At 65.9% G+C, this 22013-nt stretch carries 19 protein-coding genes; 10 read left to right on the top strand and 9 right to left on the bottom strand.

Features of this window, described 5'->3' with window-relative positions; all coding sequences use genetic code 11:
* A partial coding sequence (locus MH112_RS10135) for a YafY family protein (protein ID WP_296567296.1) occupies positions 1-968 on the bottom strand: 968 nt, incomplete at its 3' end.
* A 75-nt stretch (positions 969-1043) separates the two neighbouring features.
* On the opposite strand from MH112_RS10135, the gene MH112_RS10130 reads away from it, so the two are divergent.
* The 5 genes from MH112_RS10130 to MH112_RS10110 all read left to right on the top strand — a co-directional run bounded on the left by MH112_RS10130 (position 1044) and on the right by MH112_RS10110 (position 7513).
* On the top strand, positions 1044-1472 hold the full coding sequence (locus MH112_RS10130) for a hypothetical protein (protein ID WP_296567293.1): 429 nt from the start codon (positions 1044-1046) through the stop codon (positions 1470-1472).
* Positions 1473-1720: 248 nt separating this feature from the next.
* Positions 1721-2335 (top strand): TetR/AcrR family transcriptional regulator, encoded by a 615-nt coding sequence (locus tag MH112_RS10125; RefSeq protein WP_296567289.1) that lies wholly within the window; start codon positions 1721-1723, stop codon positions 2333-2335.
* Positions 2336-2470: 135 nt separating this feature from the next.
* Positions 2471-5011, top strand: coding sequence for a TonB-dependent receptor (locus MH112_RS10120; RefSeq protein WP_296567286.1), 2541 nt, complete (start codon positions 2471-2473; stop codon positions 5009-5011).
* 180 nt (positions 5012-5191) lie between these two features.
* Positions 5192-6718: an autotransporter outer membrane beta-barrel domain-containing protein gene (locus MH112_RS10115; RefSeq protein ID WP_296567284.1), complete on the top strand. Its 1527-nt coding sequence runs from the start codon at positions 5192-5194 to the stop codon at positions 6716-6718.
* A gap of 18 nt (positions 6719-6736) precedes the next feature.
* Positions 6737-7513 carry an alpha/beta fold hydrolase gene (locus tag MH112_RS10110; RefSeq protein ID WP_296567281.1) on the top strand — a complete coding sequence of 259 codons (777 nt, stop codon included), beginning with the start codon at positions 6737-6739 and terminating at the stop codon, positions 7511-7513.
* A gap of 2 nt (positions 7514-7515) precedes the next feature.
* Here MH112_RS10110 and MH112_RS10105 read toward each other — a convergent pair whose 3' ends face one another.
* The 4 genes from MH112_RS10105 to MH112_RS10090 form a co-directional block, all read right to left on the bottom strand.
* A complete protein-coding gene (locus tag MH112_RS10105) occupies positions 7516-7995 on the bottom strand; it encodes a Dps family protein (protein WP_296567279.1) in 480 nt (159 codons plus the stop codon).
* Between the two features lie 51 nt (positions 7996-8046).
* Complete coding sequence (locus MH112_RS10100; RefSeq protein WP_296567276.1) at positions 8047-8265, bottom strand: DUF2061 domain-containing protein; 219 nt, start codon at positions 8263-8265, stop codon at positions 8047-8049.
* Positions 8266-8418: 153 nt separating this feature from the next.
* Complete coding sequence (locus MH112_RS10095) at positions 8419-9621, bottom strand: acetyl-CoA C-acyltransferase (protein ID WP_296567274.1); 1203 nt, start codon at positions 9619-9621, stop codon at positions 8419-8421.
* Between the two features lie 36 nt (positions 9622-9657).
* Positions 9658-11736, bottom strand: coding sequence for a 3-hydroxyacyl-CoA dehydrogenase NAD-binding domain-containing protein (locus MH112_RS10090; RefSeq protein WP_296567272.1), 2079 nt, complete (start codon positions 11734-11736; stop codon positions 9658-9660).
* 181 nt (positions 11737-11917) lie between these two features.
* Here MH112_RS10090 and MH112_RS10085 point away from each other — a divergent pair, with 181 nt between their 5' ends.
* Positions 11918-12706 carry an SDR family oxidoreductase gene (locus MH112_RS10085; protein WP_296567269.1) on the top strand — a complete coding sequence of 263 codons (789 nt, stop codon included), beginning with the start codon at positions 11918-11920 and terminating at the stop codon, positions 12704-12706.
* Between the two features lie 167 nt (positions 12707-12873).
* Positions 12874-14103: a TetR/AcrR family transcriptional regulator gene (locus tag MH112_RS10080; protein ID WP_296567266.1), complete on the top strand. Its 1230-nt coding sequence runs from the start codon at positions 12874-12876 to the stop codon at positions 14101-14103.
* A 130-nt stretch (positions 14104-14233) separates the two neighbouring features.
* Here the strand turns inward: MH112_RS10080 and MH112_RS10075 are convergent, their stop codons facing one another.
* The 3 genes from MH112_RS10075 to MH112_RS10065 form a co-directional block, all read right to left on the bottom strand.
* A complete protein-coding gene (locus tag MH112_RS10075; protein WP_296567264.1) occupies positions 14234-15727 on the bottom strand; it encodes an MFS transporter in 1494 nt (497 codons plus the stop codon).
* A 12-nt stretch (positions 15728-15739) separates the two neighbouring features.
* Complete coding sequence (locus MH112_RS10070) at positions 15740-17260, bottom strand: MFS transporter (RefSeq protein ID WP_296567261.1); 1521 nt, start codon at positions 17258-17260, stop codon at positions 15740-15742.
* A 469-nt stretch (positions 17261-17729) separates the two neighbouring features.
* The gene (locus MH112_RS10065; protein ID WP_296567259.1) at positions 17730-18719 is read right to left on the bottom strand and encodes an NAD(P)H-quinone oxidoreductase; all 990 of its coding nucleotides are present in this window, start codon (positions 18717-18719) and stop codon (positions 17730-17732) included.
* Between the two features lie 85 nt (positions 18720-18804).
* Between MH112_RS10065 and MH112_RS10060 the strand changes: the two genes are divergently transcribed.
* The gene (locus MH112_RS10060) at positions 18805-19002 is read left to right on the top strand and encodes a DUF1192 domain-containing protein (protein WP_296567256.1); all 198 of its coding nucleotides are present in this window, start codon (positions 18805-18807) and stop codon (positions 19000-19002) included.
* Positions 19003-19146: 144 nt separating this feature from the next.
* The gene (locus tag MH112_RS10055; protein ID WP_296567254.1) at positions 19147-19659 is read left to right on the top strand and encodes a DUF1465 family protein; all 513 of its coding nucleotides are present in this window, start codon (positions 19147-19149) and stop codon (positions 19657-19659) included.
* A 146-nt stretch (positions 19660-19805) separates the two neighbouring features.
* Here the strand turns inward: MH112_RS10055 and rpmE are convergent, their stop codons facing one another.
* Positions 19806-20030, bottom strand: coding sequence for a 50S ribosomal protein L31 (gene rpmE, locus MH112_RS10050; RefSeq protein WP_293319064.1), 225 nt, complete (start codon positions 20028-20030; stop codon positions 19806-19808).
* Positions 20031-20150: 120 nt separating this feature from the next.
* Between rpmE and MH112_RS10045 the strand changes: the two genes are divergently transcribed.
* The gene (locus MH112_RS10045) at positions 20151-22013 is read left to right on the top strand and encodes an ABC transporter transmembrane domain-containing protein (protein WP_296567249.1); all 1863 of its coding nucleotides are present in this window, start codon (positions 20151-20153) and stop codon (positions 22011-22013) included.

The raw sequence follows: 22013 nt of genomic DNA, 5'->3' as shown, positions 1-22013 counted from the left end.
ACCGACAAGGCCAGGCTCAGCTGTTCGGCCATCATGGCTTTCAGCCGGGGTGGCCCGAGGATCTCCACTTTGTCCCCCCAACTGAACAGATGCCAGGCGAGCTCGCGCATGCCGCTGGCCTGAAAGGCGATCAGCACAGAGCCGTCCGGCTGGGGGGTGATGTCCTGGGTCGAGTGAAACCGCCATCCCAGCGCCTCCTCGGCCCCATGGGGGCGGACCCGAAGGCGCACCGACTCCACCTCATCCTGATAAATGCCAAAGCTGCGATCGACGAAGGCGTTCAAGGAGAAATCCGGGGGCGGGGTGCCCGGCTGGTCCAGCACGCTCACCTGCGACAGCCGGTCCAGGCGCCAGGTCCGGGGGGCGCCGCCGTCGCCCTCGGCGGCCAGCAGATAGTTGCTGCGGCCAAACAGAAGACCCAGGGGGGTCACCTGCCGCCGCCGACCTGGCGTGCTGCCCCCCAGATAGACGAAGCTCAGCTGGCGCAGGCTCAGCAGAGCCTCACGGACCAGGCGCAGCACGGTTTCATCCTCGAAGGGGCGGGGGCCCGGCGACAGGGCGATGGCCTCAGCCTGGAGCATGGCTTCAAGGTCGGGGGCCAGCCGGCGGCGGGCCGGCGCGCGCATGGCCGACAAGACCTTGGTTTCCAGCCGGGCCAAGGCGGCGGCGCGGCCCTGAGCGCCGGTGGCGCGGAACTGCTCGGCGGCGGCGCGCAGGGCACCGAGCTCTTCAGTGTCGGGGGTCTGGAAGAGGGCGTCGAGGCCCGCGGGGATGCGAAAGCGCCGGGTCGGCGGATCATCGATCTCCTCGAACTGCGGAAAGAGATCGCGCAAGGCATCCCGCATCCGCTCGGCAGTGCGCCGCCCCACCCCGATCGCCTGGGCCATCTCGTCCAGGGTCAGGCCCTCGGCGGTGCTGGCCAGGGCCCGGGCCAGCTGCAGGAGCAGGGCGGCCTTCTCATGTCGCATGGGCTTTCTCCTACGTCCGATTCTGACGCAAGAGCCCCTTAGGGTCCAGGGTGTCGAGAGCCCATGGAGACCCTCATGCCCGCCGCCCGCACCTCATCCCGCCGCCGGATCAGCGCCCCGGCCCCGCTATTGGACCTGGCCTTGCGGCCGGAGGCCCCGGGGGCGGACCTGATCGCAGCGGTCCTGACCCATGCTGACCTGGAGACCCGGCTGTCGCCCCAGCGGGTGCGTCGGTCCCTGTCGCCCTATCGAGCGGCCGAGTTACGTGAGGCTGGCCGGCTGAACGCCGCCGAGGCCGCCCGCAGTCTGGATCTGGCGGTGGTTTGGGATGAAGCCGAGGCCGAGGTGGTGCGGGTGATCGATGATGCCCCCATGCGGCGCAAGGTCGAGGCGAGCCCTGACTGGTGGGAACAGGCCTGGGATGATGAGGCGCTCTGGCAGTCGCCGGAGACCCGCGCGGCACAGCGGCCTGTCCTGCGCACGGTTCGGGGCGGTCGTCGATGAGCGCGCCACGCAGCCTGGCGGTGCCGACTCTGTCGCGGCCAACGCTCTTTCAGGCGCGCCTGCCCGGCGCCGCCCCAGCCCAGGCCCAGGGTCGGTGGGCTGTCCTGAACCCAGCAGGTGCCGGAACGTCTGGCGAAAAGGGTTCCTCCTCCCTTGAGGGCCGTTGAGTCTGTTTGCAGCAAAGGCTTTGGCGCCGTTACGTCAACAGGCGTAGGTTACCACTGTTAACTCGTCATCCCGGAGGGCAGATGGGTACGACGGCGACCACCTCTGCGGTGCTGGCTCGGCGACGCAGCTATCATGTAGGCAATGTGCGCTCGCAGCTTTCGGCTGCGGCCAGTGCCCTGCTGGAATCCGAAGGCGTCTCGGCGCTGAGTCTGCGGGCCATTGCCCGGCGGACCGGCGTGGCCCTGGGCACGGTCTATTATCACTATGCCGACAAGCAGGCCCTGCTCGCAGGCCTCGCCGCAGAAGGGTTCCGGGACCTGGCGGCAGCGCTGCGCACAGCCACCGACGCTCGCGGGGACGGCAGCGGAATTCGAGCGGCCGGTATGGCCTACCTCAACTTCGTCCGCGCCCGTCCAGCCCTCTACGGACTGATGTATGAGCCCCGGGAAATTGGGCGTCGTGAGGAGGTCGAGGAGGCGGAAAATTCGGCCTTTGCCGAGATGATCCGCGCGGCAGCCGAAGACCTCAAACAGGGCACGACGCCGGAGTCTATCCGACAGGTCGCCCAGGGGATCTGGGCTTGCGCCCGTGGAATCGCCGCCCTGGCCCTGGCCCGCGGCGGACCCGGCCAACTCGACGGCCAGACGGTCCGGGAGGCCGTTCAGGGCCTCGAAACTCTGGTCTCCAGGCCCTAAATTCGCCTGTGACGGGCACTGGCGCCGCCGAATGAATTTTCGCCTATCCGAACAGCGTTCGACTGTTCCAGCTTGATCCTTATCAACTTCGCATGACGGGCCAAACAAGAGCCTGCGGCGGCTGGGAGGAAAACAATGACCAACACTCTGCGCTTGCGCAGCCTTTTCATCATGGGCGTCTCCACTGCGGCAATCGCTGCAGCAACCCCGGCTCTGGCCCAGCAGGCCACGATGCTCGAGGAGCTCGTCGTCACCGCCGAGCGCCGCGACCAGAGCCTGCAGGATGTGCCCGTCGCCGTGACGGCCTACACCAGCGAGCGGCGCGACCTTCTAGGGATCGCCACGGTCGAGGACCTGGCGCGGAACTCGCCCAGCGTGGCCTACTCCAACAATGACCGTCTCTCGATCCGGGGCTTTGGTCGTCTGACCAATGCCATCGGTACCGACCCGTCGGTGGCGCTCTATTCGGACGGCATCTTCTCCAACTCGATGGCCGACTCCTCGACCCCGTCGCTGTTCATCGAGCGGACCGAAATTCTGCGCGGCCCGCAGGGCACCCTGTATGGCCGGAACTCCATCGGCGGTGCCCTGAACATCATCGGCAAGCGTCCGGCCTACGAGTTCGAAGGCGAAATCCGCGCCAATGTGGGCAATTACGGCACCTGGCAGACCGACCTGCTGGTCAGCGGGCCCATCACCGAGGGGCTCCGCTTCCTGGTGGGCGGCTCGGTTCAGCGCCGTGAGGAAGGCTTCATCGAGAACGTCGGCCCGGCTGGCGACACCAGCGCGGTGAAGCGCCACATGTTCGAGGCCCAGGTCGAGGCTGATCTCGGCGAGAACATCGTCGCCCGCCTGCGCTACACCAAGTTCGACTGGGACGACAGCTACGGCGTCGGTAACGTCCATGAGGCGGTGATCACCCCCTACGACACCACCTCGATCACCGGCCTGGGCAACTCGGCCCTCTATTATAACCCGACCTCGGGCTTCGCTGGCGTCAATCCCTCCACCGCTGATCCCTACAAGATCAACACCAACCAGACCAATGAAGGCAAGCTGAGCGATCATCAGCGTCTGCACTTCGACCTGACCTGGGATCTGGGCGGCGCAACCTTGAAGTACCTCTTTGGCCGCCAGGAATATGTCTACGACACCGCCGGTGACGAAGACCGTTCGGCGCGCACCGGCAACTTCAGCATCGCCGCGGCTACGCCGTTTGGTGCCTATACCGCGACCAACATCTCGCCGAACCAGCGGTTCTTCTATCAAGAAGATCAGAAGTGGTATTCCAACGAGATCAACCTGTCGTCCAACAACGACGGGCCGCTGCAGTGGATCACGGGTATCTATCAGTACAACCAGCAGTACTCGCAGCCCCAGGGTCTGCGCGTTCTGGGCGACCCGGCCATGCAGAACCCCCTCAACCTGGCCACTGGTACTGCGGCACCCCTCAACCCGAACGGCAACTATCTGTTCGTCGACGGGACTCTGAATGTCGACTCCTACGCTGTGTTTGGTCAGATCGACTATGACCTGAACGAGCAGTGGTCGGTGACCGCGGGCCTGCGCTGGTCCAAGGATGAAAAGACCGGCACCGACTTTGCCCGTTACGTGTCGCGGACCAACACCACCACGACCGTGCTGGCCGCTGGCGGCATTCCGGCCGTGGTGGGCCAGGGTCTGGCCGTCGACTTCACCACCTTCGTGGTGTGCGGCGGGCCGACCATCGCCGCCTGTCAGGCCAATCCGCTCTATCGCAACCTCCGGCCTGTGGCCACGGGTGGCCTGGAGCGGGATCTGAGCGCCGAGTACGACGCCTTCACCGGCACCTTGGGCCTCCAGTGGGAGCCCGATGCCGACACCAACGCCTACCTCCGCTACAGCCGGGGCTATAAGTCCGGGGGCTGGCTGGCCTCCAACGGCCTGACGCCCTTCCCCTATGCTGACGCCGAGTATGTGGACAACTACGAGCTGGGCCTGAAGAAGACCTGGGGCGGCACGTTCCAGCTCAACACCGCCCTGTTCTACGCTGACTATCAGGGCTTCCAGGCTCCGCTGACCGTCGTGCTGAACCAGACCACGGGCTCGACGGGCACTCAGTTCCTGAACCTTGAGGCTCTCAACTGGGGTCTCGAAGTCGAAGGTCAGTGGGCGCCGCTGCCGGGCGTGCAGCTGTTCGGCAGCTACGCCTATATCAATGCGGAGATCACCGAAGGCTGCTGCTACGTGGACACCAATGATCCGCGGGCCCTGCAGGCGGGTGCCCGTCCGGTGGGCGCGCCCCTACCCAATGGTAGCCGCAACCAGAGCCTGGTGGGCAGCCGTCTCCCGATGACCCCGGAACACAAGGTCAATCTGGGCGGCAATTACACCATGGACTTCACCCCGGGCAGCCTCACCCTCGGGGCGACCTATACCTACACCGGGGACATGCAGACCGGCGTGTTCGGTTCGCCGCGCTACACCTCGCCGTCGAACGAGAACATTGATTTGCGCGCCCTCTGGAAGGACGCCGAGGCTCGCTTCACGATCATCGGCTATGTGAAGAACGTCACCGATGAGGTGGCCCTGCAGAGCTCGACCCCGAGCTCTCTCACCGCTGCTGGCACCTTCCGCCGGACCGTGAAGCTGAACTTCCCGCGCACCTTCGGCGTGGAGCTTCAGTACCGCTTCTAGATCCGGACGGATTTAGGATCAGACTTCGGGCGGCGCAGTCCTCTGCGCCGCCCGTTTTCTTTGCCGATCGGCGGCGTGAGTCCTCTGGCATAGTCCAGTTGGATCATGCGGCCCCCCACCGCCCCGTGGTGGAGCAAGTGCGAGTTCTTCGTACAGGCTTCCAACAGGGGTTATTCCATCATGCGCGTCCTCGCGGCCGGTCTTTTCTCGTCTCTGATCCTGGCGGTCGCAGCGCCAGCCAGCCCTGCCTTGGCCCAGGCGGCCAACAGCAGCGTCACCCTGACCGATGGCACCCAGGTGGTTACGACCATCCGGGGCCTCAACGACATCAATATCCAGATCAGCGGGGGCCCTGATTTCGGACCCAGTCCCGCCACGGTGAACTTCACCAGTGTGGCCCCGGGGGCCAGCGTCATCGACTATCGCGGCACGATCACCCGTGGGGGGACCACCAGCCCCTTCACCTGTCAGGTCAATACCATCACCCAGGCCGTGACCGGGACCGGTGCATGCGCCATCGCCTTTGGCCAATCCTCCTCTACACCTGCAACGGTCGCACCCACCCCGCCCACCTTGCCGGTGACGCCGCCCACAACGCCGCCTGTGACCCCGCCGACGACGCCTGCCCCGACCACGCCCCCCACGACGCCGACGCAGCCAACCACGCCGCCGCCTGCCCCGACCAACCCGACGCCGCCGCCTGCCCCGCCGGTCATCACCGACGGCTCGATCACCGTGACCAATCCGGACGGGTCTGTGGTGCGGCTGTCGGTTCCCGAGCAGCAGCTGATCACGGTGGCGCAGGCTGACCAGCTCATCATGGCCCTGCTTGGTGACCGGCTGCAGATCGGCAGCCTGGACGGCTTCGTCAATGGCCGCCTGCGCGCCATGGGTATGGCCGCCCTTCAGGCCCAGCTGCCCATGCAGCGCACGGAGCGCGATGGCTATCGCGGCGCCTCTGCAGGTGCCTCAACGCCCGCGGCGGGGATCTGGCTGAACGCCACGGGGTCCTATCTGGAAGCCAGCCGCCCGGGCGCGGGTCAGGACGGCTTCGGGGGCGCAGTGGCCCTGGGGCTGGACTTCACCGCCGGCGACATGGTGCTCGGGGGCTATGTGGCCCGCAGCGAGATCGACCTGGACGGCCCCCAGGTGAGCTATGGCTCCGAGGGCTGGAGCGGCGGTCTCTATGCCAGCTGGTCCCAGGATCCGGCCCTCCGCCTCACCGCCTCGGGGGGCTATGGCGCCTTCGAGGTGGAGTATGGCCGCGTGGCGGGAGGGCTGCGCAGCTTTGGTGCCACCGACCGCACCCAGTGGGTGGGATCGATCTCGGCGGAGTCTCAATTTGCTCTCGGTGAGGCCTGGGTGGTCACCCCCGGTGTGGGAATCTCGACCTCCTCCTCAGAGACCGACGCCTATCAGGACAATGCCAACCGGCCCGTGGCGGGCAACAGCGTGGATATGACCGTCCTGTCGGGGGGCGCGACGCTGTTCTACACCGGCGGCGCGTGGCTTCCCTATGTGTCGGCGAGTTTCAATCATCAGACTGAGGGCGCGCCCGGGGTAGATTCCGACTATGGGCTGATCGGGGCAGGTGTGGCGGTTCCGGTCTCTGATCTGTTCAGCCTGGCCTTCACGGCTGATGTGCTGGTGGGCAAGTCCAACGAGTCTCAGTCGACCTTTGGCGTCACCCTGCGCCGGGCCTTCTAAATGGGCCTGTGGCGGCGCGTGACACCCCTGGTCCTGGCGCCGCTGCTGGCGGCATCCCCCATCGCCGCCCGACCCGCTGAAACTCTGGACGGTGGATGGGCACGATTTGAGGTGGCGGCGGCAGGGCGACCCCTTGCCGCCGCCATGCCGTCCAAGGCCGCAGCAGCCCCGATCCTGACGATCGTGATCGAAGGGGATGGCCAGGCCCATGACCGTCGAGGGCGGGCGAGCCCGGATCCGACGCCGGACAAGGCGGTGGGGCTCGACCTCGCCAAGGCCTGGCCCGCCCCTGCAGCCTGGCTGGGGCGACCTTGCCAGTATGTGCAGGACGCTGCCTGCACCTCGGATGCCTGGACCACACACCGCTTTTCCGACACGGCGGTGGTGATGACGGACGCCGCCGTGAATGCCCTCAAGGCCCGCGCGGGGGCAGATCAGATTGTCCTGGTCGGCTGGTCCGGGGGCGGGGTGATGGCGACCCTGGTCGCCGCAAGGCGAAGCGATGTGGCGGGTCTTATCACCCTGGCCGCGCCCCTGGATGTCGCCGCCTGGACCCGCAGCCGGGGCCTAAGCCCACTCCAGGGCCTGGACCCGGCGGACCTTGGCCCCCTCGCCGTGCCCCAGGTCCATTTGACGGGTGCCTTCGACCCCTTGGTCCGCCCGGCGGTGGTCCGGGATACGGCCCGGCGGCTGGCCGGGCCGCAGGGCCAGGTGAAGACCTGGCCAGAACGTCATGACTGCTGCTGGGTGGCCCACGTCGAGGAGATCGCCGCGGGCCTCAACCCAGGCCCCTGAGCCTATTTGCCGCCGAGGGTCGCCCGCAGCATCCACGCGTGCTTCTCATGGGCCTCCAGCCGGTCGGTGATAATGCCGGCGCTGGCCTCGTCTTCGGCCTTCTGGGCCAGGGTCAGGGCCTCGCGGCAGGTGGCGATCACCGCCTCGTGGTCGGCGGTCAGGGCCCGCAGCATGGCCTCGGAATCTCCTTCGGGGTCGCCGTCCTTGATGGCGCTGAGATTGCCAAAGGCACCATAGCCCTGCGGGGCCAGTTCCCCCAGGGCGCGGATGCGTTCGGCCACCGTGTCGATGGCCTGCCACATCTCGGTGTACTGGGCCATGAACAGGGTGTGGAGGGAGGAAAAGTTGGGGCCCCGGACGTTCCAGTGGAAGCCGTGGGTTTTCAGATAGACCGCATAGGTGTCGGCCAACATCCGCGATAGGGCCTGTGCGACGGCCTTACGGTCATCGGCCTCCAGTCCGGTTTTGATCTTCTCGGCCATCAAACAGCTCCTTCAGGACTTATCGTTTCAGCTTGTGATCGAACGGCTGGCTTAGGCCGGGGTTCCGGTCCTGCCCGCAGAGGCCGCCCGCCCGTCGGCCCTGGCCCATGCCCGCTCATGGGCCACAAAGGCCATGGTCTGAAACAGGGGTTCCACCATGCCGATCGCCAGGGCCGCGCGCCAATCCCGGGTCAGTACGTAGGCCACGGTGAAGGCGACGACCAAATGCATGACACTGAAGGTCAAGGTCTTGGCGGCAGTCCTCTTCATTGGCCGATCCTTCCATTGCTGCCTTTTGCATATAGGCGCTCGATGGTCAGGCGGAAGGAGAAATTGCAAATAAGTCGCAAAAAGTGCGACGAGCCATGAAAAAGGCCGCCCCCCGGAAGGCGCGGCCCATTCCAAATCCCAGATGGCCAGGGTCTAGAAGATTTCGAACAGACCCGCAGCGCCCATGCCGCCGCCGACGCACATGGTGACAACGCCGTACTTGGCCCCCCGACGCTTGCCCTCATAAAGGACATGCGCCGTGCAGCGGGCACCGGTCATGCCATAGGGGTGACCGATGGAGATCGAACCGCCGGAGACATTCAGTTTCTCATTGGGGATGCCCAGGGTGTCGCGGCAGTAGAGCACCTGCGAGGCGAAGGCCTCGTTCAGTTCCCAGATGTCGATGTCCTCGACCTTGAGGCCGTTGCGGGCCAGCAGCTTGGGGATGGCGAAGACCGGGCCAATGCCCATTTCCTCAGGGCCGCAGCCGGCCACGGCCATGCCGCGATAGGCACCCAGGGGCTCCAGACCGCGCTTCTCAGCTTCCTTGGCTTCCATCAGCACCAGGGCGGCGGCACCGTCGGACAGCTGGCTGGCATTGCCGGCCGTGATGAACTTGCCGTCCTGGACATAGCGGCCGCCCTTGAACACCGGCTGCAGCTTCTGCAGGTCGGCCAGGGTGGTCTGCGGACGATTGCCCTCGTCCTGGGCGATGGTCACTTCCTTTTCCGAGGCTTGGCCCGTGGCCTTGTCGAAGACCATCATCGTGGTGGTCATCGGCACGATTTCCATGGCGAACCGGCCTTCGGACTGGGCCTGGGCGGTCCGCTGCTGGGACTGCAGGGCGTACTCGTCCTGGGCCTCACGGCTGATCTTGTAGCGGTCAGCGACGATCTCGGCGGTCTCGATCATCGAGGTCTGCAGTTCCGGCACATGCTCGGCCAGCCACTCGTCCCGGGCGCGGAACAGGTTCATCTTGTCGTTCTGCACGAGCGAGATGGACTCAAGGCCGGCCCCGATGGCGATGGGGGCACCGTCCTGGGTGATGTACTTGGCCGCCGTGGCCACCGCCATCAGGCCCGAAGAGCACTGGCGGTCCATGGACATGCCCGACACGGTGTTGGGCAGGCCAGCCCGCAGGGCCGCGCTGCGACCGATGTTCTGGGCCGTGGTCCCCTGCTGGAGGGCCGCGCCCATCACCACGTCGTCGATTTCAGCTGGGTCGATCTTGGCCCGGGCGACGGCCGCAGCAATGGCATGGCCCCCCAGGGTGGGGGCGGTGGTGTTGTTGAAGGCGCCGCGATAGGCCTTGCCGATAGGGGTCCGCGCGGCGGAGACGATGACAGCTTCACGCATGGAATGATCCTGCTTCTCTTGAGTGTTCGAGGGGGCTTAGAGGTCCTTGAAGGACTTGCCTTCGGCGACGAGCTTTTCCAGCAGCGCCGAGGGCTTGAACTGGTCGCCCATGGTGGCGTGGAACTCCTGCATCTTGGCCAGCACCTTGGGCAGGCCAACATGGTCGCCGTACCACATGGGACCACCGCGATAGACCGGCCAGCCATAGCCGTTCTGCCAGACCACATCGATGTCAGAGGGCCGGATGGCCTTGCCTTCTTCGAGGATTTTCGCGCCCTCATTGATCATCGGATAGATGCAGCGCTCGAGGATCTCCTCATCGGTCACGTCCCGGGGATTGGCCCCGGTCTTGACGATGAAATCCTTGATGACCTGTTCGGTCACCGGGGAGGGTACGGCGTTGCGGCTCTCGTCATAGTCATAATAGCCCGCCCCGGTCTTCTGGCCGCGACGATCCAATTCGCACAGGACATCGCGGATCGACTCGCCCTTGGAGCGCTCCTTCACCCAGCCGATATCGAGGCCGGCCAGATCGCTCATGGCAAAGGGCCCCATGGGGAAGCCGAAGTCATACAGCACCCGGTCGATATCCCAGGGCATGGCACCTTCCATGACCAGCTTCTGGGCCTCGCGCTGACGCTGGCCCAGGATCCGGTTGCCGACGAAGCCCGGGCAGACGCCCACCAGAACGGCCACCTTGCCGATCTTCTTGGCGAGTTTCATGGAGGTGGCGATCACCTCTTTGCTGGTGTGGTCGGCGCGGACGATCTCCAGAAGCTTCATCACATTGGCCGGCGAGAAGAAGTGCAGGCCGATGACGCTTTCCGGGCGCTTGGTCACCGAGGCGATCTCGTCGATGTCCAGGCCCGAGGTGTTGGTCGACAGGATCGCGCCGGGTTTGCAGATGGCGTCCAGCTTGGTGAAGATGTCTTTCTTGATGTCCATCCGCTCGAACACGGCCTCGATGACCAGGTCCACCTCGGCGAGGGCTTCCATCTCCAGAGAGCCGGTGATGAGGGCGCAGCGCTCCTCCACCTGCTCGAGCGTAATGCCGCCCCGCGAGGCGGTGCGCTCATAGTTCTTGCGGATGGTGGCCAGGCCCCGGTCGAGGGCGTCCTGCTTGACCTCGATCAGCACCACCGGGATGCCGACATTGGCGAAGTTCATGGCGATGCCGCCACCCATGGTGCCGGCGCCGATGATCCCCACCTTGTTGACCGGCAGGACCGGGGTGTCGTCGGCCACGTCAGGAATCTTCTGCGCCTGACGCTCGGCAAAGAAGGCGTAGCGCTGGGCCGCCGACTGGGAGCCGCTCATGAGCTCGAGGAACAGCTTGCGCTCAAACTCCAGCCCCTCGTTGAAGGGCATGTTCACCGCCGCTTCGATGCAGCGGATATTGTATTCCGGGGCCAGGAAGCCGCGGAACTTGCGGGCATTGGCCTTGCGGAAGGCGGCGAAGATCTCGGGCTTGCCCTTGGCGGCCTCGAGCTTTTCGTTCTGGTCGCGGATCTTGGTCAGCGGCCGGCCTTCGGCCACCACCTTGCGGGCATAGGCCAGGGCGGCTTCGCGCTGCTGGCCTTCCTCGACCAGCTCGTCGACCAGACCAAGGCCCTTGGCCTCCTTGGCTGGCACATGGCGGCCAGAGGTCATCATGGCGAGCGCCGTCTCGACACCCACCACCCGGGGCAAGCGCTGGGTGCCGCCGGCACCGGGCAGCAGGCCCAGATTGACCTCGGGCAAGCCGAGCCGGGCTGAGGGCACGGCGACCCGGTAATGGGCGCACAGGGCCACTTCCAGTCCCCCGCCCAGCGCAGTGCCGTGGATGGCGGCGATCACCGGCTTGGTGGAGCCCTCGATGGCGTCCTGCACCTGGGGAAGGGAGGCACCGGCCATGGCGCCGCCAAACTCGGTGATGTCAGCGCCGGCGATGAAGGTGCGGCCGTCACAGATCAGCACAATGGCCTTGGCGGCCGCATCGGCGTTGGCCTGGGTGAAGGCGTCGAACAGACCCTGGCGCACAGCGGCCGACAGGGCGTTCACCGGCGGGGAGTTCAGAGTGATGACGGCGACGTCACCGTCGAGGGTCAGGTCGGTGACCGGATTGATCTGGCTCATGCGCGTCCTCAAAAGTTTCCATTGGGCCGCTTCTCGGACGGGCGACCTGGCTGATTCAAACGCGTGTTATAGGCCTTGCCCGATGGGGGCGAGTCAATCGGGCTCGCCGTCGATCGCCGCGCCGCCAAGGCTTACTGAGGGCCAGCGGGGCCAGGGACACGACAAGCAAAGGAGGCGCATCATGGCGCTCGATCTCTTCACCCTTCAGGGGCGCGTGGCGCTCGTCACCGGCGGATCGCGGGGCATCGGCAAGATGATCGCGGCGGGCTTCCTGGCCCAGGGGGCCAAGGTCTATATCTCCTCGCGCAAGGCCGACGCCTGTGACGCCGCGGCCGAAGAGCTGTCGCAGGGAGGCGGGACCTGCATTTCCCTGCCGCAGGACGTTTCCTCGGTAGCCGGCTGCCAGGCCTTGGCGAAGGCCATCGAAGAGCGCGAGGGCCAACTCGACATCCTGGTGAACAATGCCGGGGCCGCCTGGGGGGCGCCCTTCGAGGAGTTTCCCGAGCACGGCTGGGACAAGGTCATGGACCTGAACCTGAAGTCTCCGTTCTTCCTCACCCAGGCCCTGCACCTGGCGCTCAAGAAGGCCGGAACCCATGACCAGCCGGCCAAGGTCATCAATATTGCTTCGATCGACGGCATCCGTCTGAACCCGCAGGACACCTATTCCTATCACGCGTCCAAGTCGGGGCTGATCTACCTGACCCGGCGTCTGGCCGCTCGCCTGATCGCCGACAACATCGTGGTCAGCGCCATTGCGCCGGGGGCCTTCGCCTCTGAAATGAACCGCACCGCCCGCGATCACGGGGAAGCTGTGGCCAAGGCCATCCCGGCCCGACGCATCGGGCGAGACGAAGACATGGCCGGTGCGGCGATCTACCTGGCCAGTCGGGCTGGAAACTATGTGGTCGGCGAGACCATTGCCGTGGATGGGGGTGTTGCCCTGGCGACAGTCGGCTCCATCGGCTGAAAATAGGGTTGGGCGCCGTCGGGCCGTTGCGCCCGGGGGCGCCCAACCACGACTCAAGATGCGACCCGCAGGCGCTTTGCGCCAATCGCCATGTTTCGATAGATGGAGGCACCCTTTCCCCTGCGTCTCCCTGCGCAGTGATCGTGGGACTTGGAGCTGCCATTTCCATGGCCGAACTTAGCGCCCAACGGGCGACGGATCGTTATGAGCGCAAGCGCGAGGACATTCTCGACGCGGCAACCCTGATCCTGAACCAGAAGGGGGTCAAAGGCCTGACCCTGAGCCTTGCGGCTGGCGCGGTGGGGCTCTCCACCACCAGCGTCACCTACTATTTCAAGCGTAAGGACGATCTTGCCGCCGCCTGCCTCATGCGCGGGGTGGAGTGGTTGATCCATCTGGCTGCCAGCACCGAGGCCGAGGCCACACCTGCCGCCCGGCTGGAGCACCTGTTTGACCTGCACCTGGAGCGCCTGCGGCTGACGGCTGTGGGCCTTGCGCCGCCCCTGCCGGTGCTCTCCGACATCCGCGCCCTTAGCCAGCCCCGCCGGGCTGAGGTGTTTTCCGCCTACATGAAAGCCTTCCGTCGGATGCGGCAGATCTTCGAGGCCCCGGAACTGGCCGCCTTGACCCGGGGGCGACGAACAGCCCGCACCCATATGCTGCTGGAGCAGATCTCATGGGCGGCATTCTGGCTGCCGAAATTTGATCCGGAAGACTATCCCAGTGTCTGCCAGCGAATGGCCGACATCCTGCTGAACGGCTTGGCGGTGGAGGGCTGCGTCTGGGAGCCCCGCCCGCCATCTATGGGCGATCTGGCGCCGGGGGATGGCCAGGACATGAGCCGCGACGCCTTCCTGCGGGCGGCAACCCGACTGATCAACACCCATGGCTATCGCGGCGCGTCGGTTGAGCGCATTTCCGCCGAGCTGAATGTCACCAAGGGCTCATTCTACCATCACATCGACGCCAAGGACGATCTGGTGGTGGCCTGCTTTGAGCGCAGCTACGAGGTCATGCGCCGGGTGCAGAGGCTGGCCATGGCAAGGGACGGCGATCAGTGGAGCAAGCTGTCCAGTGCGGCGGCCGCGCTGGCAGAATACCAGCTCTCTGACTTTGGCCCGCTTTTGCGCTCCTCGGCCCTCTCGGCCCTGCCGGAGGCGATCCGCGAGGAGATGGTCCAGCATTCCAACCGGATATCCGACGGCTTCGCCTCGATGATCTCCGATGGTATCGCCGAAGGGTCGATCAGACCGGTGGAGCCGTTCATCGCTGCTCAGATGCTGACCGCCACGCTCAATGCCGGGGCCGAGCTCAGTTTCTGGGTCCCGGGGGTTCGACAGAAGGCTGCCCCGGCGGTTTTCGTGCGTCCCATGTTGATGGGTATCTTCCGCACCTGAGACCACCGCAGGGCGTCGACGGGCCTGTTGCAGCTTCAGGGTCTCGATCCCGTCCGCCGGTAGCTGCCGGGTCCGCGGGCAAGGCCGCAGACCCGGTCGTCTCGTTTAAGTTAGCGAGTTCGGCCCGCGATCAGCCGCCGGCGGCGGGCGCCCCCGACTCTGCGGCCTTGGCCTGGGCGGTGTCCTCGAGCTTGCGCAGGTTCTCTTCGTGGGTCGCCTTGTCGATCTTGTACAGGAACAGGCACCCGATAGCGATGCTGTAGAAGAACAGCATGGTCGGCAGATAGATCAGACCCATGTTGCGCAAGATCTCCTCGTCCACCCCGCCGCGAACGGCGCTTTGCGGGAATGCGATGAAGGCCAGGACAACGCCCGATACAAAGACCCCGACGCCGGAAACCACCTTCTTGAACAGGTTGTCGAAGGAGAACAGCAGGCCCTCTGACCGACGCCCGGTCTTGACCTCGGAATCTTCGACTACGTCAGCGATCATTGAGGCCAGCATGACCCCGGTCATCATGGCCATGGCACCATTGGCGATTACGTCGACGAACAGGATCCAGAACAGCAGATCGGTGCCATTGGCTGGCATCCACCCGACCAGCCTGAGGGCGATCGGGCCTAGCAAGGCGATCACGGCCCCCGCGAACATGGTTGCGGCCCCGTTTCGCTTGCCCATTTTGGCGGCGACCTTGGGTGCCAGGGAGACGCCCATCACGGCGGCGATCACCCCGGCCACCGTCAGCAAGGACAGCTGGGTTTGGGTCAACTCCCAGAAATAGAGGAAGAAGTAGAGTTCCAGGCCCCCTTTCACCCCCAGGGACATGGACATGAACATGCCCGAGATGGTCAGGGCGACGAAGGAGCGGTTGTTCAAGGTAGCGCCCACCTCCTTGGCCATGCCCAAAAACGTGATCTTCCGGGTTGGAGGCTTGGTCAGGTGGGGGATGTACTTGTGAGTGCCAGCGGTGGACCCGAGGATCAGTACGAAAATCAGGGTCGCGGCGCACAGGGCGTAGCTGAAATAGCCGTCCCGCGACAGAACCCCGCCGCTGCCATCGGGATTTTCCCGCATAAAGACCTGATAGGCCAAAAGGGTCATCCCCAGGCCGCCGGCCACCCCAAAGAAGGATCGCAGGGCGATCAGACTGGTGCGCTCGTCATAGTTCTTGGCCAGTTCCGGGGCCAGCGCTGCCGACGGCAGTTCGAAGAACGTATCAAATAGGCGAATGGTCAGCAGGCAGACGAGCATGAACGCGAAAATCTGCGCCTGCTCCCAGCCCGCCGGCGGGTTCCAAATGAAGAAGAAGGCCACGGCCACCGGCAGGGCTGCGGCATACATGAACGGATGACGGCGGCCCCACTTGGACCGGAAATTGTCCGACACCTGGCCGACCAGGGGATCGACGAAAGCGTCGAAGATCAGGGCGAACATGATCGCCGTGGAGACCATCTGCGGCGGCAGACCGATCACCTGGTTGTAGAACAGCAGCAGGAAGGTCGAGAGCCCACGCTGCTTGATGGCGCTGGCGGCACCGCCGGCCCCGTACAGGATCCGCGTCGTCAGGGTGAGCTGGCGGTCGGCAGGCACGGCCTGAGGGGCCGAGTCAGTCAATGCGGTCACAATGGTCCCCTATCAGGCCTTGGAGCCCAGGGGGGGCGTGGTGCCCCCTGGCAAGATGTCGGTGTCAATGTCGCGGGCACCCTGGTTGGTGCCTGCAGCCTTGGCGCTGGCCTCGTCGAGGATGCGCAGGTTGTCTTCGTGCTTGGCCTTGTCGATGTTGAACATGGACAGGCAGACGATCCCCATGCCGTAGAGCAGGGTCACCAGGGGCAGATAGATCAAGCCCATGTTCTGCAGGATTTCCGGGGCGACCCCGCCTCGGGTGGCGTTCTCCGGGAAGCTGACCATGGTCAGCACGGCACCGGAGATGAAGATCCCGACGCCGGAGACGATCTTCTTGAACAGGTTGTCGGCCGACATCAGCAGGCCTTCAGACCGTCGGCCGGTCTTGACCTCGGCGTCCTCAACCACATCGGCGACCATGGAGACCAGCATCACCCCGGTGGCCACCGCCATGCCGGAGTTGAAGAAGGTCTCCAGCAGCAGGATGTAGAACAGCAGGTCCGTGCCGTTGGGGGGCATCAGGCCCATGAGCCGCAGGGTGATGGGGGTGATGCCTACGGCCAGGGCGCTGGCGAACATCAGGATCGCCCCACGCTTCTTGCCCAGGGCCCGGGCCACGTGGGGCGCAGCCAGCACCCCGCCCAGACTGCCGACCACGCTGACGGCGGTCAGGATGGCCAGCTGGGACTGGGTGAGCTCCCAGAAATAAAGGGCGAAATAGATCTCCAGCCCGTTCTTCGATCCCGCCGCCACGGCGATGAACATGCCGGTCAGGGTGGCGATGACGAAGGCCCGGTTGTTGAGGGTGTGCAACACCTCCCGGGTCATGGCCTTAAGCGTGATCTTCCGGGTCGGCGGCTGGCTGAGATAGGGGATGCGGTTGTGGGTCCCGGCCGTCGAGACCAGGATCACGACAAAGATGATGAGGGCTGAAACGACCGAAAACGCGAAATAGCCGTCACGGGCCAGAATGCCGCCTGAGCCGTCTGGGTTTTCGGCCAGGAAGTATTGATAGGCCGCCACGGTCATGCCCAGGCCGCCAACCACCGAGAAGAAGGCGCGCATGGAGATCAGGCTGGTGCGCTCGTTGTAGTCCCGGGTGAGCTCCGGGGCCAAAGCCGAGGAGGGCAGCTCGAAGAAGGTGTCGAACAGGCGCACGGTGAGCAGGCAGGCTACCAGCCAGATCACGATGGATTGATCGCTCCAACCCTCCGGCGGGTTCCACAGCAGGAAGTAGGCGACAGCAACGGGCAGGGCCGCCAGATACATGAACGGGTGGCGTCGCCCCCACCGGGAGCGGAAATTGTCTGACACCTGACCCACCAGGGGATCGACAAAGGCGTCAAAGACCAGGGCGACCATGAGCACCCCGGCCACCGTGGCCGGGGGAAGCCCCACCACCTGATTGTAGAAAATCATCAGGAAGGTGGCCAAGCCCCGGCCCTTGACCGCATTGGCCACCGCGCCGAGGGCATAAAGTACCTTCGTGATCAGGTTTAGGGGCGGAATCTCCGAGGAGACGGTCGTCATCAAGGTCTCCTGCCGCGACAATTTCGGCGCGCAGACAGGGGTCTGAACGACAGGGGCCGAACATCATCCATTGCGGGCCTGCGCCCCGTCAGGCGCAGCGGCACAATCCCGCCTGCAGGAATTTTTCGGCTCAATACGTAGTCCTCCCTGCCGGGCCTCAGTCGGGTCCGGTCATTCTTGTATCCCGTCCGCTCCGATGAACGCTCATCATCGCCCCCGGATCGATCATGTTGCAAACCTGGGGGAGGCCTATCGCAGCGTCAACGCTTATGATCTTGCAAGTCTGACACAAACTAACCGTTGGCCTACAACGGGTTGAGGTCAAGGCGGCCGATCGACCTGCAGACGCGCCGCACTGGTAGGACCACCGGACAGAGCGAAGTTGAATCAAGCCACCCAAAGACTCATTCTTTGGGTGGGTACTGCCAAGCGGCCCGTGCCGCCCCGCCCGCGCGCCACCCGGGCAAGATCAGGGGCGGAGCATGATCTTGCCCAGATGGGTGCCGGCCTCCAGCGCCCCATGGGCCGCGGCGGCCTCTTCCAGCGGGAAGACGCTGTCGATCTGCGGGCGAAGGCGGCCGGCGACGATCCACGGCCAGACGGTGGCCTCGACCGCAGCGGCCAGCCGGGCCTTTTCATCTGCGTCCCTGGGGCGGAGGGTCGAGCCGGTGACCACGGCGCGCTTCATCATCAGGGCACCGATATTGAGGTCCACCTTGCCCCCGGCCTGGGCGGCGATAAAGACGATCCGCCCCCCGGTCTTCAGGGCGGCGAGATCCTTGGCGAAATAGTCACCGCCGACCATGTCCAAGACGACATCGCAGCCGCCGTCGGCCAGGGTCAGCTCGGCGAAATCCTGGGTCGTGGCGTCAATCGCCAGGTCCGCGCCCAGGTTGAGAGCCTGGCTCGCCTTGTCGGCCCCCCGGGCGGTCGCGATCACCCGCGCCCCGGCCGCCTTGGCCATCTGGATCGCCGTTGTCCCAATTCCAGACGTGGCACCATGAACCAGCAGGGTCTCGCCGGCCTTCAGACCCCCATGCTCGAACACATTGGCGAACACGGTGAACACCGTTTCCGGCAGACCGGCGGCTTCCAGGGCGCTGAGGTCGCCGGGGATCGGCAGGGCATGTCGGGCGTCGCAAACGGCGTACTGCGCATAACCGCCCCCGCCCAGAAGGGCGCAGACCTTGTCACCCACCTTCCAGCGTCCGGCGGCCACGACCACCTCGCCGGCCACTTCCAGGCCCATGGTCTGGGGCGCGCCAGGGGGCGGCGGATAGAAGCCCACCCGCTGAGCGATGTCGGGCCGGTTGACCCCGGCGGCCTCGACCCGGATCAGGATTTGCCCCGGCCCAGGTTGCGGCATCGGAAGGCTAATCGGATGAAGGGCGCTTGCAGGGCCCTTGCCGCCCTCGATGGCGATGGCCGTCATCTGGTCAGGAACAGTCGCTTGCGCCATCGTCATAGCCTCCGGATGCTTGCGCCAAGGCGGCGCAGGGGCTTGGATAAACCGCTCCGGGGCCCGGGCAAAGGGAGGCGCGAAGATGGAAGAACCCGCTGAGGTGCGACTGGGGCGCGGTCAGCGTCTGGTCGAGGTGACACGAGAGGACCTGGAACTCTACGGCGTTGAGGAGTTGGAGGCCCGACTTGAGGTGCTGGAGGCGGAGATCACCCGCACGCGCACCTTCATCGAGCGCAAACGCGCCGGCCGGGCTGCTGCGGACGCCCTCTTTCGGCTCTAGACAAATGGCCTGGTCTGGCGCGGAGTCTGCAACCCAGACTGGGGCGTGACATCAACCCGCAGGGGCCGCTATGGCATGGGGGTTGCAAGTGGGACGCTGACGGACGATCGGTCCGCTCGGTGTCTGCAGGGGCTTAGGAATTCGATGAGCGAACTCACGGCATTGGCGAAGCCCTGGCGTAGCGACGTGGTCGCCGATTTCGCCCGGTCTGAACTGTTCGAGCGGACCTTCCAGGAGGGCATGGACCTGGTGGAGGAGACTGCGGCCTATCTGGATGGCGGCGGACGTCAGGAGTCTAAGCGCCTCGACCGCAATGCGGCCCTGGCCTACGCCGCCGAAAGCATGCGCCTGACCACACGGCTGATGCAGGTGGCCTCGTGGCTGCTGGTTCAGCGGGCGGTCCGGGAGGGGGACATGGCCCCCGAAGCCGCCTGCGAGGACCGCTATCGCCTGGGGGCAGAGACCTCCCGCCCGTCGGCGCAGGCCATCGAAATTCTGCCCCCTGGGCTCGCAGAGCTGATGGAGCGGTCTGAGCGCCTGTTTGAGCGTGTCCGGCATCTGGACCGGCGGATGTATGTGGATGCCACTGAGGACGCGGCACCCAATGCGGTCCTGTCCCAGTTTGATCGGCTGCGGGACGCTTTCGGGGCCAGTTGACCGGGCCAACCCCCATCGCCTGGCCAAGGCTGAACTTGAAGACTCGCCGAGCCTGAAGACACAAAGAAGACGCCGCAGGCCTGGGGCTTGCGGCGTCTTCTTTGTTTAAGCCAGGCCGGCCGCCCGCCGTCGGGCAGGCCAGGCGCTTACTTGCGGGTGAAGCCGCCGAACTTGGCGTTGAACCGCGACACGCGACCGGCGCGGTCCAGCAGGGTGTGGGCACCGCCCGTCCATGCCGGATGGGTCTTCGGGTCGATATCCAGGTTCAGGGTCGCGCCCTCTTTCCCGTAGGTCGACCGGGTCTGATAGGTCGTGCCATCCGTCATCACCACGGTGATGAAGTGATAATCGGGGTGCGTGTCTTGTTTCATCGCGAGGACAACCGACGTAAGAGCAGCGGGTGATGCGCCACCTGACCTGACAGGCCCGGTGCGCAAACGAGCCGCGCGTATACAGAAACGGCGGCCCTGAAGCAAGGGCGCACGGATTTCATGAGCCAGCCAGCCGACATTTCCGCTGACGCCGCCTCCGGGCCGCAGGGGCGTCCTGGGGTTGGTGCCGAACTCGTTCAGAACCTGCAGGAGGCCGCCGAGCGCCGGCCCCGCAGTCGCAATGTGGGGGCCCTGCGCCGGCTGATCCCCTTTGCGCGGCGGCGCAAGGGCGAGGCGATCGGGGCGCTGATCTTCCTGGTGGCGGCCACCGCAGCGACCCTTGGGCTGTCGGGCGCAGTCCGCCTGCTGGTGGACGCCCTGACGTCGCCGGATATCTCGCCAGCAAAGGTCAATCTGTGGTTCGCCCTGATCGGCGGCGTGGCCCTGGCGCTCGCCCTGTCTTCGGCCCTTCGCTATTTCTTCGTCACCAAGCTCGGCGAGCGGGTGGTGGCCGATCTGCGGGAGGCGGTTTACGCCCACATCCTGACCCTGGATCCCGGCTTCTTCCTTCGCACCCGCACCGGCGAGGTGCTGTCGCGGCTGACCACCGACATCCAGATCGTCGAGAGCCTGATGGCCACCTCAGTCTCGGTGGCCCTTCGCAATCTCCTGACCCTGATCGGCGCCTTGATCTTGCTAGTCTGGGTCAGTCCGGGGCTGACGGGGCTGGTGCTGTTGATTTTCCCCTTTGTGATCGCGCCGCTGTTCCTGTTCGGGCGGCGGGTGCGCCGGCTGACAGTCTCCACCCAGGACCAGTTTGCTCAGGCGGTGGGCCAGGCCGGGGAGACCCTGGATGGCCTTGAGACCGTCCAGGCCTTTGGTGGCGAGGCGGCTGCGGCCCGGGACTTCGATAAGGCAGTGGAGCGGGCCTTTGACACCTCTCTGCAGCGGATGACCGCGCGGGCGGTGATGACCGCCCTGGTGATCGCCCTGGTGTTCGGCGGGGTGGTGGCGATCTTCTGGCTCGGGGTCCACGCGGGGCTGCGCGGCGAGATGAGCTGGGGCGCGCTGTTTCAGTTCGCCTTCCTAGCGGTGATGGCGGCGGGCGCAGTCGGCGCGCTCGGGGAGACCTGGGGGGATGTTCAGAAGGCCGCCGGCGCCATGGACCGCATTGCTGACCTGCTGGACGCCCGACCTGGCATTGCGGCACCGACCACGCCGGCCATTCTGCCCAGGCCGCCCCAGGGGGCGGTGAGCTTTGAGGCCGTCACCTTCGCCTATCCCGGTCGCCCGGACCTGCCGGCCCTTCAGAACTTCAGCCTGAGCGTCGCCCCGGGCGAGCGGGTGGCCCTGGTGGGGCCATCAGGGGCCGGCAAGAGCACCGTCTTCCGGCTGTTGCTGCGCTTCTACGATCCCGACCAGGGAAGCGTTCATCTGGATGGGGTGGACCTGCGACAGGCCGATCCCCGGGAGGTGCGGGAACGCATGGCCCTGGTGGCGCAGGACTCGCCGCTGTTCTCCGGCACTGCCGCCCGCAACATCGCATTTGGCCGCCCTGACGCCCAGCCTGAAGACATCCTGGCCGCCGCCCGGGCGGCACAGGCCGAAGCCTTCATCGAGGCCTTACCTGAGGGCTTTGAGACCCCTCTGGGGGACCGGGCGAGGTCCCTGTCTGGCGGCCAGCGCCAGCGGCTGGCCATTGCCCGGGCCCTGATCCGAGAGGCACCCATCCTGCTGCTGGATGAGGCCACCAGCGCCCTCGACGCCGAGAACGAGCGGTTGGTGCAGATCGCCCTCGACGAGGCCATGACTGGACGCACAACCCTGGTGATCGCCCACCGGCTGGCCACCGTCCTCAAGGCCGACCGGATCGTGGTCATGGATCAGGGACAGGTGGTCGAACAGGGGACCCACGCCGAGCTTTCAGGCCAGGGCGGGCTCTATGCCCGGTTGGTGGCCCTGCAGTTCGGCCAGGCCGCCTGA

Origin of the sequence: Phenylobacterium sp., from assembly GCF_022402485.1 — a bacterium.
In the GTDB taxonomy this organism is placed as follows: Bacteria; Pseudomonadota; Alphaproteobacteria; order Caulobacterales; family Caulobacteraceae; genus Phenylobacterium.
The sequence above is the reverse complement of the archived record's forward strand: the minus strand, read 5'-3'. Positions and strand labels throughout refer to the sequence as shown.